The following is a 14,450-nucleotide window of genomic DNA, read 5'->3' as shown; positions in this document are numbered from 1 at the left end:
CGCGATGCTACGTTGATCGACATGCGATACGGGGACGTCATCGACGGCTTGCGCGAGTCCTACGACAACAGCGCCGAGGAGCGGGAGGCCACCGCCAAGGAGGCCTGGAAGATCGAGGAGCGCGCGGGTTTCCTTGCCCGGCTCCGCGAGCTCGGGGCGGGGCGGCTGCTGGAGATCGGCGCCGGGGTCGGCACCGACAGCCTGTTCTTCCAGCAGCAGGGGCTGGAGGTCGTGGCCACCGACCTGTCGCCGCAGATGGTGGCGAAGTGCCGGGAGAAGGGCCTGGACGCCCGGGTCTCCGGGTTCCTCGATCTCGACTTCCCGACGGAGTCGTTCGACGCGGTCTTCGCTTTCAACTGCCTGCTGCACGTACCGAACGCGGATCTGCCCGCGGTCCTGGAAACCGTGCGGAGTCTGCTGCGGCCCGGCGGCCTGTTCTTCGTGGCAGTCTTCAGCGGCGACGGTACCGAGGGAGTGTGGGACGACGACTGGATCGTGCCGCACCGGTTCTTCTCCCGCCGCACCGACGCCGGGATTCAGCGGTTCGCGCGGGCCTCGTTCGAGATCGTCGACTTCCACGTCCGCGACGACACCGTCCTGCCCTCGCAGCTGCTCACTTTGCGGCGCGCGGCAGCGGATCAGTAACCACCGGAAGCACTTACCGCACCTCGGGCTTTCGCAGAAAGCTGCGAAGCCGCGTCAAGCTCCAGGTATTGATGACGTCGTCCTTCGTCAGCCAGCCGCGCTGCGCCATCGCGACGCCGAAGCGCTGGTTCGCCAGGGCGGGAGTGGAGTGGGCGTCGCTGTCGATGGCGAACTTCACGCCGTGCTTCTTCGCGGCCATGGCCTGTTCGTCGTTCAGGTCGAGGCGTTGCGGGGAGGCGTTGAGCTCCAGCGCGGTGCCGGTGCGGGCGGCTGCGGCGAAGACGGCGTCCAGGTCGACGTCGATGGGTGCGCGGCGGTCGAGGAGGCGGGTGGTGAGGTGGCCGATGATGTTGACGTAAGGGTTCTCACACGCCCGGATCAGGCGCTTGGTCTGGGCGGCGCGGGACAGACCGAAGGAGGAGTGGATGGAGGCCACGCAGATGTCGAAGCCGGCCAGGAACTCCGCGGGCCAGTCCACGTCGCCGGCGGCGTCGATGTTGAGTTCGGTGCCGTGCAGCAGGCGCATGCCGCGGTAGGCGCGGTCGAGTTCTCGGACGCGCTCGCGCTGGGCCAGCATCTTGTCGTCGGTCATGCGCTGCATCACGAGGTTCGGGGCGTGGTCGGTGACGGCGTAGTAGGCGTAGCCGAGGTCCGCCGCCGTCTCCAGCATCGTCTCCAGGGACGCCAGGCCGTCGGTGAGGTCGGTGTGCGTGTGCAGGTCGCCGCGCAGGTCCTTGAGCTGGACCACGTCCGGGAGGTCGCCGGCCAGGGCGGCCTCGATCTCGCCGCGGTCCTCGCGGAGGGTCGGCGGGATCCACGGGAGGTCCAGGGCGGCGTAGACCTCCTTCTCGGTGCGTGAGGCGAGCTTCTTGCCGGAGTCGACATCGAAGAGCCCGTATTCGGAGAGCTTCAGACCCTGCTTGACGGCCCGGCCGCGGAGCTTGATGTTGTGCGCGCGCGAGCCGGTGAAGTAGATCAGGGCGGCGCCCCAGTCGGCCGGCGGGACCACCCTCAGGTCCACCTGCAGGCCCTTGTCGGTACGGATCGAGGTCTTGGTCGTGCCGCTGCCGATGACGTCGGCGACCTCGGGACGCCCGAGCAGCGCGGCCATCAGCGGCGCGGAGTCGGTCGCCGTGGCCAGGATGTCGATGTCGCCGACGGTCTCGCGCATGCGGCGCAGCGATCCGGCGTAGTCGCACTTCTTGCAGCCCAGGACGGCGCCGATCTCGGCGACCAGGTCCTCGGCCAGGTCCAGGGCGGTGTTCAGCAGGGTGCGCCCGGAGGTCAGGCTGAGCTGGTCGATGCCGTGCCGGATGTTCTCGACGGTCTTGTCGCCGAGCCCGGGCAGGCCTTTGAGCTTGCCCTCGTCGACGGCCTTGCGGAGCTCGTCGACGGACTTGATGCCGAGCTTGCGATACAGGAGCACAGCGGTCTTGGGGCCGACGCCGGGGATCTGAGTGACCTCACGGACCCCCGGCGGCATCTTGGCGCGCAGGGCTTCCAGCGCGGCGATGTGACCGGTGGCGAGGTACTCGGTGATCTTGTCCGCGGTCGAGTCGCCGACGCCGGGGATGGCGCGCAGGCCTGCCTCGTCCAGGTGCGCCAGGTCCCCCGGATAGCCGCCGACCGAACGGGCGGCCTTCTCGTAGGACCGGGCCCGGAACGCGTTGCCGCCGGTGAGGAGGATGAGGTCGGCGTACTCGCGGAGCAGCGCGCCGACCTCGTCGTTGAGCCGGGCCATGAGGTCAGTCTAGGAAGGCGGCGGGGTCGGCACATCCTGCGCGGTCGCGGGTCGGCCGGGCGGCGGCCACGGCCGGGGCTCCAGGTCCAGCACGTGCCGCGCCTCGAACCCGAGCAGCCGCTCGGCGGCCCGCAGGTCCAGCGGCGCCGCGCGTCCCGGCATCGGCGCGCGCACCTCGGCGTCCGGGTGGTGGGCCGCGAGCAAATCAGCAGTCGGATACGGCGCCATCGTGTCGGGCGCGGCCACGAACACCTTGTGAAACCCTTGCAGCGGCACGGTTATCGCCAGCCACGCCGCCTGCGCCGCGTCACGTACATCAAGGTACGTCCACAGCTCCGGCGCCCCGACCGCCGGGTCGTCGGCGAGCAGCGGCAGCCGGTCGGCGGCCCGCTCGGCGTCGCTGATGAACGGGAACCGCAGCGCGACGACGTCCATCGCGTGCCGCCGCGCCATCATCTCCGACGTCGCCTCGTCCACCTGCTTGGACAGCCCGTACGGATCCTCCAGCTGCAACGGCGTGTCCTCGTCGATCGGGACGTACGCCGGGTGCAGCGTCCGGCCGGCCCAGGGCAGGCCGAGGATCGAGAAGCTGCTGGCCACCGCGGCGCGCCGGACGCCCGCGCGGCCCGCCTCTTCGAGCACGTTGAACGTGGCGCGGGTGTTGCCGCCGAACACCTCCAGCGCGGTGCCGTGCAGCGGCGTCGGCAGCGCGGCCAGGTGCACCACCGCGTCCACGTCGGCCAGCGCCTCGCGCACCAGGTTAGGGTCGCCCGCGTCGCCGACCGCGACCCGGTCCGCGCCGATCTCGGCCAGGTCGCCGGGGTCCTCGTAGACCAGCGCGGTGACCGCGGCGCCGTGCTCGGCGAAGGCGCGCGTGACCACCCGGCCGACCAGGCCCGCCGCGCCGGTCACCAGGACCCGGCGCGGGGTGGGGAACTCCTGGCTCACGACGTTCACGGCGTTCACGGCGCTCAGGGGGCTCACGGGACTCACGGCGCCTCCAGCCCGCCGTCGGGACGACGCACGCCGGCCGACCAGCGCTCGTGCAGGAACTTCACCGGCGGGAACCCGACCGCCGCCTTCTCGTCGAGCTCGATGCCCCAGCCCGGCGCGTCCGAGGGGTACATGTGCCCCTCGCGCACCACCGGGGTGCCGGGGAAGACCTCGTGCGTGGCGTCGTTGTAGGTATGCGACTCCTGATACCCGAACGCGGGCGTGGATATGTCCACGGCGAGGTTCGCCGCGACGCCGACCGGCGAGACGTCCGCCGGGGAGTGGAAGGCGGTGCGCACGCCGAGCAGTTCGCACAATGCGACGATCTTGCGGGTCGGGGTCAGGCCGCCGACCGCGGAGGTGTGCAGCCGCAGCAGGTCCACGCCGCCGTCGCGCACCAGCCGGACCGCGTCGGGCACCGAGCCGAGCTGTTCGCCCACCGCGATCGGCACCGGCGAGGCGGCGCGCACCTCGGGCAGGCGGTCATAGAGCTCGGGGGCGATGACGTCCTCCAGGAAGGAGAGCCGGTAGGGCTCCAGGGCGCGCGCCAGGACCACGGCCTGCTTCGGGGTGAGGCGGCTGTGGACGTCGTGCATCAGGTTCACACTGTCGCCGAGCCGCTCGCGGGCGGCGGCGAACAGGCGCGGGGCGTCGCGCAGGTACTGCTCGACGGCCCAGCCGTCCGGATGCGGTGAGCGGGGGTAGCCGCCGGGGGTGCCGGGGGCGCCGTACGTGCCCAGACCCGGGCCGCCGACCTGGAGCCGGACGTTCCGGTAGCCCTCGGCGATCAGCTGCTCGGCCTGCTCCAGCGTCGCCTCGACGGTGGCGCCGGCGGCGTGCGAGTAGACCTCGACGGCGGCCCGGCTGCGGCCGCCCAGCAGCTCGTACACCGGCATGCCGGCGCGCTTGCCGGCGATGTCCCACAGCGCCTGGTCCAGGCCGGACAGCGCGTTGTTCAGCACCGGGCCGTTGCGCCAGTAGGAGGAGTAGTGGATCAGCCTCGTGATGTCCTCGATGTCGGCCGGGTGGCGGCCGACCGCCAGCGGGCCGACGTGCTCGTCGACGGCGGCGGCGACGGCCGCGTAGCGCTGGGTGAAGGTGGCGCAGCCGAGGCCGTACAGGCCATCGTCGGAGGTGTCGACACGGACCACGACCAGGGGCTGGCCCTCGGGAGCGGTGACGATCGCCCGGACGCGGGTGATGCGCAGGGTGTCGCGGGACGGCCAGGGTGGTTGGGCTTGCGGGAGGGCTCCGGAGGCGTCGAGGAGACGGTTGGGGTCGCTCACGGTGTTCCTTTGCAAAACGTTTTGTATACTGGCTCAGCAGAATGTCATGGGCCCCAACCGGTGTCAACGATCACCACCCCGACGGATCGGAGAGCTCAGTGGCGCAGAAGGGCCGCAAGCGGCACGTCAGCATCACCGACGTCGCCCAGCAGGCGGGGGTCAGCATCACGACCGTCTCGCACGTGCTGTCCGGCCAGCGGCCGGTGTCGGCGGCGACCACGGCGAAGGTACGGCGGGTGATCGCAGAGCTCGGGTACGAGCCCAACCAGCTGGCGCGCGGGCTGCGCTTGCAGCGCACGAACACCGTGGCGCTGGTGATTCCGGACATCACGAACCCGTTCTACCCGCAGATCGCACGCGGGCTGCAGAACGTGCTGGGCCCGGCAGGGCTCCAGGTGCTGGTGACGAGCACGGACGCGGACCCGGCGGTCGAGGACGCGGCGGTCCAGCAGATGATCACGCGCCGCGTCGACGGCCTGGCGTTCGCCGGCTACCAGACCGACCACCGCCGCGTCTCCCCCGCCGCCGACGTCGGGATCCCGGTGGTGCTCCTCGGCGGCCGGACCACGCGCCCGGGGATCGACGTGGTGAGCTCCGACGACGTCGCGGGCGGCGAGATCGCCGCCGGGTACCTCATCGAGCGCGGCTACCGGCGCATCGCGTTCATCACCGGCGCCGAACGCGCCGGGGCACCCGCCAACCGCGTACTGGGCTACCGGCACGCACTGCGCGACGCGGCCCGGCCGTTCTCGGCGGCGCTGGTGGTGCGCGAGGAGATCAGCCGCGACGGCGGCGCCCGCGCGATGGAACGGCTGCTGGCGCTGCGCCAGGCACCCGACGCGGTGCTGTGCACGAACGACGTGGTGGCGCTCGGCGCCCTGGACGCGGCGAAGGCGCGGGGGCTGAGCGTGCCGGGGGACGTGGCGGTGATGGGGTTCGACGACATCGAGATCGCCGCCCTGACCACGCCGCCGCTGACCACGGTGTCCATCCGGCCGCTGGAGCAGGGCGAGGCGATCGGGCGGCTGCTGCTGGGGCGGCTGGACGGGTCGGCGCCTCGGGGGGCGCAGCGGATTCTGTTCGATCCGGCGGTGGTGCGGCGGGATTCGGCTTGAGGGGGCGGCGGGCAAGCGCGCGGGGGCGACGCGGCGAGCAGGGCACGCAGCGCGGCGGCGCGCACGACAGCACCTCGTACCCGAGATACCTCGGCGCCGAGGTATCTCGGGTACGAGGTATCGCGTGGGGGCGAGTGCGGCGGCGCGGCGAGCAGGCACGTGGCGCGAGCACAGCGGCGCAGCTAGCGGGGAATGCAGCACGCGCGGCGGCACGGCAAGTCGGTCAGGCGCGGCAGGCGGCGCGGCTCGGCGAGTGAGGCTTGCGGCTCGGCGGCAGCATCCTGACTCATCGCCCCGCAATCCGGCGCGCTCCTATTGACTCCCCGTCTACTACCGACGACCGTTGTAGCCGCGCCAAAGCAAACGAGTCCCGTGGCGACGTGCGGTCGCCACGGGACTCCTCACATGGTTGATGTCTGCACTCGGGGGGTGTGTGCCATCAACCTATGCGCGATAGTAGCAGTGTTCGAAGATGGCGGAAGGGTCCGTGGAACAGCGCCTCACCGCCGCACCCACGCCTCCGCCGCTCCGTGTTCCTGCGTTCCCTCCGGGCCGCCGCCGTGCCGCGTGCCCTCCGCCGGCCGCACCGCGTCAGCGCGTCCCGGCCACCAGGCCGCGTGGCCGACCAGGGCGGTGATGGCCGGGGTGAAGAACATCGACATCACGAACGCCGCGATGGCGATGCCTGCCGAGATCGCGAAGCCCATCTGCGTCAGTGTCGACTGGCCGGCCAGCATCAGGGAGGCGAAGGAGCCGGCCAGGATCAGGCCGGCCGCGCCGATCGTCGGACCGGCGTGCCGGACCGCCTCGGCTGCGGCCTCGCGGGGGCTGCGGCCGGCGCGCGCCTCCTCGCGGAGGCGGGTGATCATCAGGATGTTGTAGTCCGTGCCGAGCGCCACCACGAACATGTACATGATCACCGGCAGCATGAAGATCAGGCCGTTGTTGCCGCCGGAGTTCTGGAACAGCAGCACTGTCGCGCCGAGGGTGGCGCCGAAGCCCAGTCCGACCGAGGCCATCAGGTACAGCGGCGCCACGACCGCGCGCAGGACCAGGCCGAGGATCAGGGTGATGATGAGCGCCGCGACCGGGAACACCACCGCGTAGTCGTGGTTCACCGCGGACTGGATGTCCACGAAGATCGCGGTCGTGCCGCCGACCACCGCGGCTGTGCCGGCCGATGCCGCCTGGTGCGCGGTGGTGCGCAGGGGGCCCTTGACCGTGTCCATCGCCGCCGACGATGACGGGTCGTGGTTCAGTGTCACCGAGTACAGCGCGACGGTGTTCGTCTCGTTCGGGAACGGCGTCGACACCTGCGCCACCCCCGGGACCGCGGCCAGTGTGCTGCGGTAGGAGTCCAGTTCGCCGGTGGTGAGCTTGGCGCCGTTCGTGGACTTCAGCATGACCTGGCTCGGCATCGTCGCGCCGGCTGAGGCGGCGTCCTGCAGGTTCTTCTGCCACACCGTCGACTCCGAGCCCTTGCCCTGCGAGCCGGAGGACAGGTCGAAGGTCGGGCGGAAGCTGAAGGCGGCGACCGCCAGGGCGGCCATGATGATGCCGGAGACCGCGGCGAAGCGCGCGGGGTGGCGGCCCATGGAGCGGCCGATGCCGGCGAAGCGTGCGCCGCGCGGCTCGGTGCGCCAGGCCTTGGACGGCCAGAACACGCGCGTGCCCAGCAGCGAGACCACCGAGGGGATCAGCGTCAGGCCGGCGACCAGGGTGACCGCCACGGCGATCGCCAGCGCCGGGCCCAGGGAGCGGAACAGGCCCAGGGTGGACAGTGTCAGGGCCATGAACGAGACGATCACCGCGCCGCCGGCGGAGACGATGGCCTCGCCGGCCCGGGTGACGGCGCCGGCCACGGCGTCCTTCGGGCTGTCCCCGGCCCGCAGGCGTTCCCGGTAGCGGAACATGAAGAACAGGATGTAGTCGGTGCCGACGCCGAACAGCACGACGATCAGCATCGAGGTGACCGAGCTGTCGGTCTTCAGGTCGAAGGCCTTGCTGGCCCAGGCGATGAGCCCGTCGGCGATCTGCGAGACCACGCCGATGGTGATGATCGGCAGCAGCGCCACGACCGGGCTGCGGAAGATGATCAGCAGCAGGATCAGGATCAGCCCGATGGTGGCCACGCCGATCAGCGCCTCGGCCTTGTTGCCCGAGGACTGGGAGTCCAGGGTCTGCGCCGCCGAGCCGGTGATGCCGCCCTTGAGGCCGGTGCCGGCCAGGTCGGACTGCAGCTGCGTGCGCAGCGCCTTGACCGCGTCGGTCTGGTGCTTCTGCTGCGGGTCGTTGTCGGTGGGCATCTGCACGCCGATGGTCTGCAGCTTGCCGTTCGGCGTGGCCTGGCCGGCCTGGAGCGCCGTAACGTCCGGGATGTGCGCGGCCTGCAGCTTGGTGGCCAGCGTGCTCACCGCCGCTGAGTCGGCGGCGGTGAGCACGCCGTTGTCGGCACGCTCCAGGACGATCACGGCGGCCGGAGCGGCGGCTTGCGGGAAGGCGGCCTCCTGCAGGTTCAGGGCCTGGACCGACTCGTAGTGGCTGGGCAGGAAGCTGGCCTCGTCGGTGGTGGTGGCCAGCTTGGGCGCGAACCCGACCACCGCGACCGCGACGACCACCCAGGCGCCGATCACCCGCCACGGGTGATGGGCCACCCACCGGCCCAGTCGAGGGAAGAAGCCCCGTTCGGCGTCTCCGCCGTGGGCCCCCTGCACTGCTTCCTTCATGATCGTTCCTCTCCACGGACGCGCCGGCGTCGCCGGGACGGCCCCGTATCGCCACTGGGGAGTCGACGCCTGTGGCCGAGCCCGGGATTCGAGCCTAGGTACGCTTCAGGTGTCCGATCGCCGTCCTGGAGTGCCGATGTGGGCCGATCGTGTGGCACCGCGGTACCGGCTCGGGCCCATCCTCAAGGCGGACGACCGGGTGTTCGACCGTCGACTATCGTCGAGCTTCGGCCAGTTCATCGGCCATCCGGAGGTGACGGAGAACCATGGTGGACCTCCTGGTGAGGGTAGACAGCACGACCGCCGCGCCGGCCGATCCGGCCCGGACGCCAGGCCCGGCCGCATCGGCGGCGCGGCCGGTCGGGCCGGGTTCCGCGCCCGCGACGCCCGCCGAGCCCGCCGAGCCCGATTCCGAGGCCGGTTCGGAGCACGACGCCGAGCACGGCTCCGAGCACGATCCCGAGCCTGGCTCCGAGTGGCCGGGAACGGCGCAGCGACCGGTCGGGCCCGGCTTCGAGTGGCCGCGATCCGCACGCCGCGTCCAGGCCGCGTTCCGCGGGCACCCCTACCGCCAGGACGTGGTCCTGGCCCTGGGCGTCTTCCTGCTCACCCTGCTGCCCACGCAGGCCGGGCTCGGGTCGGAGCTGCTGCACGCCTCTCCGCTGCTGGTGGTCACCTCTGTGGTGGAGTCCGCGGCGATCATCTGGCGGCGTCCGCTGCCGGTGGTCATGTACAGCGTGGTGGTCGCCGCCTGCACCGTGGAGTGGGCGGCGGCGCTGAGTTCGTCCAGCGACGTCAGCTGGATGATCTGCCTGTACACGGTCGCCAGGTACCGCTCCATGACGACGCTGCGGGTGGCGCTGGGCGCGATCGTGCCGAGCCTGGTCGTGCTGGTGTGGCGGATGGCTCCGGTGCAGGGCCCGATCCTGGTCTCGTTGTTCTTCCTGGCCACCGGCATCATCGCCAGCGCCGCGCTGGGCCTGATGGCCCGCGAGCGGCAGGCCCAGCTGGCGGCGCTGGCCGAGCGCGCGGACCACGCCGAGCAGCACCGCGAGCAGCGGGCCCGGCTGGCCGTGCTGGCCGAGCGGGCCCGGTTCTCCCGGGAGACCCACGACATCGTCGGGCACAGCCTGGCGGTGATCATCGGGTTGTCCGACGGCGGCGCGCGCCAGGTCGAGGCGCATCCGTGGCGCGGCCGGCAGGTGTTCGAGCTGATCGCCGAGACCAGCCGGCAGTCCCTGGCCGACCTGCGGCAGACGCTCGGGGCGCTGCGGGAGCACCAGGTCGACGAGGGCGGGACCGGCGTCGGCGTGCTGGGAGGCGTCGGCGCGGACGCCTTCGCGCCGCAACCGGGGGTCGCGGACATCTCGGACCTGCTGGAGCGCACGCGCTCGGCCGGGCCGCAGGTGTCCTGCCGGGCCGCCGGCAACACCGCGGCGCTGCCGCGCGGCCTGCAGTCGGCGATCTACCGGATCGTGCAGGAGTCGCTGACCAACAGCCTCAAGCACGCCGGGCCGGACACGACCGTCGAGGTGGTGATCGAGGCCGACGCGCGGTCGCTGCGGATGAGCGTGACCGACACCGGGCCGGCCGGGGCAGCCGGGCCTGCCGGACCGGCCGGCGCACGTCGGAGCCTGCCGGCACCGCACGACTCGCGCGGCCAGGGCCTGGCCGGCGTCCGCGAGCGCGCGGCACTGGCCGGCGGCCGGGCCGAGGCCGGGCCGAACGACGTCGGGGGCTGGACGGTGGCCGCCCGGTTCCCGCTCGCGCCGCAGGAGGTCTGAGCGTCGATGACCAGCGTTCTGATCGTCGACGACCAGCCGTTGCAGCGGATGGGTTTCCGCATGGTGCTGGAGACCGAACCCGGGGTCAGCATCGCCGGCGAGGCCGAGAACGGCATCGAGGCGGTGCGCCGGACCGCGGAGCTGACTCCGGACGTGGTCCTGATGGACATCCGCATGCCCGGGATGGACGGGATCGAGGCGACCCGCCGGATCACGGCCGCCGGCGGGCGCTCGCGAGTGCTCGTACTGACCACGTTCGACCTGGACGAGTACGTCTACGCCGCGCTCCAGGCCGGGGCCAGCGGATTCCTGCTGAAGGACGCCCGGCCGGACGAGCTGCTGGCCGGGATCCGGGCGGTCGCGGTCGGCGACGCGGTGGTGGCCCCGGCGCTGACCCGGCGGCTGCTGCACGCGTTCGCCAAGGTGATGCCCGGCAACGATCGCCGTGCGGCCGAGGATCCGCGACTCAGCGCGCTGACGGAGCGGGAGCTGGAGGTGCTGCGCGTGGTGGCCGCCGGCCTGACCAATCTGGAGATCGCGGCCAAGCTGCATCTCTCGGAGTCCACGGTGAAGACGCACGTCAGCCGGGCCATGGCGAAGATCGGCGCCCGCGACCGGGTGCAGGCGGTGATCATCGCCTACGACGTCGGGCTGGTGGATCCGCGCGGCTGACCCGGCCGGGAGACAGACAGGCTCCTGACTCGCCGCTCGCCTATCCGGCGACGCTGTGCAGCGCCTCCGGGGTGAGGTCGGCGAGCGTGGGATACCCGTCGACGGCCATCAGCAGGTCGGCCTCGGCCAGAATGCTGCGCAGCACGTGCACCAGGCCGTCGACGCCCCCGAGGGCCAGGCCGTAGAGGTAAGGCCGGCCGATCGCCACCGCGCTCGCGCCCAACGCCAGGGCCTTGACGACGTCCGCGCCGCTGCGCACCCCGGAGTCGAAGATCACCGGCAGCCCGTCGGCGGCCGCGACCACCTCCGGCAGCGCGTCCAGCGCCGCCAAGCCACCGTTGGCCTGCCGGCCGCCGTGGTTCGAGCAGTAGATCCCGTCCACTCCCCCGTCGCGGGCCCGGCGCACGTCCTCGGGGTGACACAGGCCCTTGACGATCAGCGGCAGCGTCGTGAGCGACCGCAGCCAGGGCAGGTCGTCCCAGGTCAGCGGGTTGCCGAAGATTCCGGCCCAGTGCAGCACGCTGGGGCCCGGGTCCGTCTCGAACGGCTGCGGCACGGCGGCGCGGAACACCGGGTCGCTGGTGTAGTTGGCCAGGCAGTGCCCGCGCAGCTGCGGGAAGTTCGACGTGGACAGGTCCCGGGGCCGCCAGCCGGTCACCCAGGTGTCGAGCGTGACCACGATGCCCTTGAACCCGGCCTTCTCGGCCCGCTGCACGAGGCTCACGGCCAGGTCGCGGTCGGTCGGGGTGTAGAGCTGGAAGAAGCCGGGGGTGTCGCCGAACTCGGCGGCGACCTGCTCCATCGGGTCCACCGACAGCGTCGAGGCGATCATCGGGACGCCGGTCTTCGCCGCGGCGCGCGCCGCCGCGAGGTCGCCGTGGCCGTCCTGGGCACACAGGCCGAGCACCCCGACCGGCGCCATCATCAGCGGCGAGGGCAGTGTCAGGCCGAACATCGAGACCGACAGGTCGCGCTGGTTGGCGCCGACGAACATCCGCGGGATCAGTGCGTGGCGCAGGAAGGCGGCGACGTTCGCACGCTGGGTGTGCTCGTCACCGGCTCCGCCTGCGACGTAGGACCACACCGACGGGGACAGCGCGGCCTGCGCGGCGGCCTCCCAGCCCTCGAACGCCATCGGGAAGCGCGGCACCACCCCGCGGAGCCCGTCGAAGTAGATCTCGTACTGATATCCGCCGAAGTCCGCCATCCGCTGTCAGCCTGCTTCCTCGTTATTCGTGGACTGCGTAGGTATGCCTGCCGGTTGGACCGACAGGCATCCTACGACCGTAGGCCTGTTGCCGTGCGCGCGACGACGGCCGGAATGACGACTTGCGACCGACCGCTACAGACTGTACGGGCCGCGCCCGCGCACGTCGCGCTTGAACACGACGCGGTCGAACTCCACGCCCTGCTCGTTGATGGCGCGCACGGTCATCGTGGCGGTGCCGTCGGGGGCGGCGGGGACCACGTCGAGGGCGATGAAGGCGTAGTCGCTGTAGCGGGCCTGCGACCAGTCCACGGTCTCGTACTCGCGGGTGAAGTCGAGCTGTGCGGCCGACGGCCCCTGGGAGGTGGCCGGATCCGCGGTGACGGTCGTGCCGTTCCCCGGCGCGCCGGTGTCGACGCCGGTGAGGAAGTTGCGGTCCGTCTCCACCGCGCCGGACCAGCTGTAGCGCGGCCGACCGCCCGATCCGACGGTGATGTAGGTGGTCCCGTCGGTCTGCGGACGCACGGTCGCCGCCTCGTGGGCGGACTTCGACGTCGCCTGCACGCTGGAGGATCCGGTGTTGGTGGCGGCGTCGTACTTGATGGGGTTGGAGCGTTCGTAGATGTGGTTGTGCCCCTGGACCGCGAGGTCGACTTCGAACTCGGACAGCAGGGGCGCCAGAACCTTGCGCACGCCGCCGTCGGAGGAGTGGCCGTCGCACGTGGAGAAGGCGCAGTGGTGGAAGAACACGACGATGAAGTCGATCGCGGGATCGTGGCGGAACTCGCCGAGGCGCCGGCGCAGCCAGGACGCCTGTTCGCCCGCGCTGTAGCCGAGCAGGCCCTGGATCTCCCAGCTCAGCTCGTTGGCGTCGGCGCTGACGACGCCGACGTTGCCGTAGGTGAAGCTGTAGACCGACGGGCAGGACCGCGGTCCGTTGGCGGGCATGTCGATGCGGCTGGCGTGGCCGCCGTAGCCGAGGCGGCCGTAGGCGTCGACGGTCGCGGCGTCGGCGTCGAGCGAGGTGGTGAACAGCTCGACGTCGTGGTTGCCGGTGTTGAACATCCACGGGATGGACGCCGAGCTCGGCTCGATGGTCGTGAGGTAGCTGGTCCACACGTAGGGGTCGTAGTCGTCCCAGCCTCCGCTGTTCGGCGGCGGAACCGGGGTGTTGGAGTCCCCGGGTTGGTTCCCGCCCGGGCCGGCCGGGTTGATGATCGGCTGGGCGTTCCCGCTCGGGTTGGCGTAGCACATGTCGCCGGCGAGCAGGGTGAACCGGGACGGCGTGTGGTTGACCGGGTTGCGCACGCGGGTGATCTGCGTGACCAGCGCGGCCACCGGCGAGATGTCGGTGGGGGCGGTCGTGGAGGCCGGGTCGAAGTAGTCGGGGTCGCTCGGGTTGTAGTAGTCGTCGGTGATGTGGCTGGAGGGTTCCGGCTGGAGCGAGGGCGCGTCGTCGAGGGTTCGGCCGGTGCCCGGGGCGCCGGTGATGCCCTGGTCGCCGTAGGCGGTGAAGGTGAACGGGGACAGGAAGCGGCGGCCGTCCGGCGCGGTGGTGAACGTGGCGTCCGGGGTGTGGCCGCGCTCGCCGTGCTTCGTGTAGACGAACCGGTAGTGGTACGTACGGCCGGGCTCCAGGCAGTCGATCAGCGCGTGCACGTAGAACTGGTCGGCGCGCAGCAGGTCGGTCAGGGACGCCGTCACCGGGCCGGTCGGCACCCCGTTCCACACCGGCACGTGCGTGACCAGCTGCCTGATCTCGGCGGCGACGGTGTGGCCGTAGGCTCCGGCCTCGTAGCCGTACTCGACCTCGACCTTGATGCCGGAGGGCACGGCGTTGTAGGTGTTGAGGTCGAACAGCTGTCCGGCCACCCGCATCTGCCGCTTCGGGTCGGGCCCGAAGGACAGGTGGCGGCCGTTGACGACGAAGCCGCCGGCGATCGTGCCGGTGGTGGTCAGGTCATCGGCGGAGGAGGACGCGGAGGCGGAGGCGGAGGCGGAGCCCACGAGGCTTCCGCCCACCAGGAACGACGCTCCGGCGGCACTGACGCTGCCGCGCAGAACGCCGCGGCGGCTGACCGGGCTGCGACGCAGCATCTGCTGGAAGAATTCGTGTTGTTCGACCAGCGGAATCACGCGGTGGCGGTTGTCGGCACTGCCGGCACTCGAATTCTGAGTCACCCCGCCATGGTCCTGATATGAGGCCACGGACCGGCATGAACATGCTTTCGCCCGGACGAACAGCCGGTGGCCTGTTCATGAGCAGGGTGTGGAGCCGAGG

At 71.7% G+C, this 14,450-nt stretch carries 10 protein-coding genes; 4 read left to right on the top strand and 6 right to left on the bottom strand.

Annotated elements, in window-relative coordinates; genetic code table 11:
• Window positions 1-21: 21 nt before the first annotated feature.
• Entirely contained in the window at window positions 22-645 is a 624-nt protein-coding gene (locus ABH920_RS27810; RefSeq protein WP_370352100.1) for a class I SAM-dependent methyltransferase, read from the top strand.
• Between the two features lie 13 nt (window positions 646-658).
• Here the strand turns inward: ABH920_RS27810 and polX are convergent, their stop codons facing one another.
• Genes polX through ABH920_RS27795 form a run of 3 tightly spaced genes read right to left on the bottom strand, consistent with a single transcriptional unit; the run spans window position 659 to window position 4,665 of the window.
• Entirely contained in the window at window positions 659-2,386 is a 1,728-nt protein-coding gene (gene polX / locus ABH920_RS27805) for a DNA polymerase/3'-5' exonuclease PolX (RefSeq protein ID WP_370352098.1), read from the bottom strand.
• Between the two features lie 9 nt (window positions 2,387-2,395).
• Window positions 2,396-3,370, bottom strand: coding sequence for an NAD-dependent epimerase/dehydratase family protein (locus ABH920_RS27800; protein WP_370352097.1), 975 nt, complete (start codon window positions 3,368-3,370; stop codon window positions 2,396-2,398).
• A gap of 5 nt (window positions 3,371-3,375) precedes the next feature.
• A complete protein-coding gene (locus tag ABH920_RS27795) occupies window positions 3,376-4,665 on the bottom strand; it encodes an enolase C-terminal domain-like protein (RefSeq protein ID WP_370352096.1) in 1,290 nt (429 codons plus the stop codon).
• Window positions 4,666-4,763: 98 nt separating this feature from the next.
• On the opposite strand from ABH920_RS27795, the gene ABH920_RS27790 reads away from it, so the two are divergent.
• Complete coding sequence (locus tag ABH920_RS27790; RefSeq protein ID WP_370352095.1) at window positions 4,764-5,780, top strand: LacI family DNA-binding transcriptional regulator; 1,017 nt, start codon at window positions 4,764-4,766, stop codon at window positions 5,778-5,780.
• A 500-nt stretch (window positions 5,781-6,280) separates the two neighbouring features.
• Here ABH920_RS27790 and ABH920_RS27785 read toward each other — a convergent pair whose 3' ends face one another.
• Window positions 6,281-8,506 (bottom strand): MMPL family transporter, encoded by a 2,226-nt coding sequence (locus tag ABH920_RS27785; RefSeq protein WP_370352094.1) that lies wholly within the window; start codon window positions 8,504-8,506, stop codon window positions 6,281-6,283.
• Window positions 8,507-8,772: 266 nt separating this feature from the next.
• Between ABH920_RS27785 and ABH920_RS27780 the strand changes: the two genes are divergently transcribed.
• On the top strand, window positions 8,773-10,290 hold the full coding sequence (locus tag ABH920_RS27780) for a histidine kinase (RefSeq protein ID WP_370352093.1): 1,518 nt from the start codon (window positions 8,773-8,775) through the stop codon (window positions 10,288-10,290).
• Window positions 10,291-10,296: 6 nt separating this feature from the next.
• A complete protein-coding gene (locus ABH920_RS27775) occupies window positions 10,297-10,962 on the top strand; it encodes a response regulator (RefSeq protein WP_370352092.1) in 666 nt (221 codons plus the stop codon).
• Between the two features lie 40 nt (window positions 10,963-11,002).
• On the opposite strand, the gene ABH920_RS27770 is transcribed toward ABH920_RS27775, so the two are convergent.
• Entirely contained in the window at window positions 11,003-12,169 is a 1,167-nt protein-coding gene (locus ABH920_RS27770; RefSeq protein WP_370352091.1) for an alpha-hydroxy-acid oxidizing protein, read from the bottom strand.
• Window positions 12,170-12,304: 135 nt separating this feature from the next.
• A complete protein-coding gene (locus ABH920_RS27765; RefSeq protein WP_370352090.1) occupies window positions 12,305-14,350 on the bottom strand; it encodes a phosphoesterase in 2,046 nt (681 codons plus the stop codon).
• Between the last annotated feature and the right edge of the window lie 100 nt (window positions 14,351-14,450).

Source organism: Catenulispora sp. EB89, assembly GCF_041261445.1.
In the GTDB taxonomy this organism is placed as follows: Bacteria; Actinomycetota; Actinomycetes; order Streptomycetales; family Catenulisporaceae; genus Catenulispora.
This window is presented reverse-complemented; position numbering and strand designations above follow the sequence as displayed.

Excerpts from the sequence above, each read along its gene's own strand:
- ABH920_RS27780 (WP_370352093.1), top strand. The coding sequence starts at position 8,773 with ATGGTGGACCTCCTGGTGAGGGTAGACAGCACGACCGCCGCGCCGGCC.
- ABH920_RS27775 (WP_370352092.1), top strand. The coding sequence starts at position 10,297 with ATGACCAGCGTTCTGATCGTCGACGACCAGCCGTTGCAGCGGATGGGT.
- ABH920_RS27770 (WP_370352091.1), bottom strand. The coding sequence starts at position 12,169 with ATGGCGGACTTCGGCGGATATCAGTACGAGATCTACTTCGACGGGCTC.
- ABH920_RS27810 (WP_370352100.1), top strand. The coding sequence starts at position 22 with ATGCGATACGGGGACGTCATCGACGGCTTGCGCGAGTCCTACGACAAC.
- ABH920_RS27785 (WP_370352094.1), bottom strand. The coding sequence starts at position 8,506 with ATGAAGGAAGCAGTGCAGGGGGCCCACGGCGGAGACGCCGAACGGGGC.
- polX (WP_370352098.1), bottom strand. The coding sequence starts at position 2,386 with ATGGCCCGGCTCAACGACGAGGTCGGCGCGCTGCTCCGCGAGTACGCC.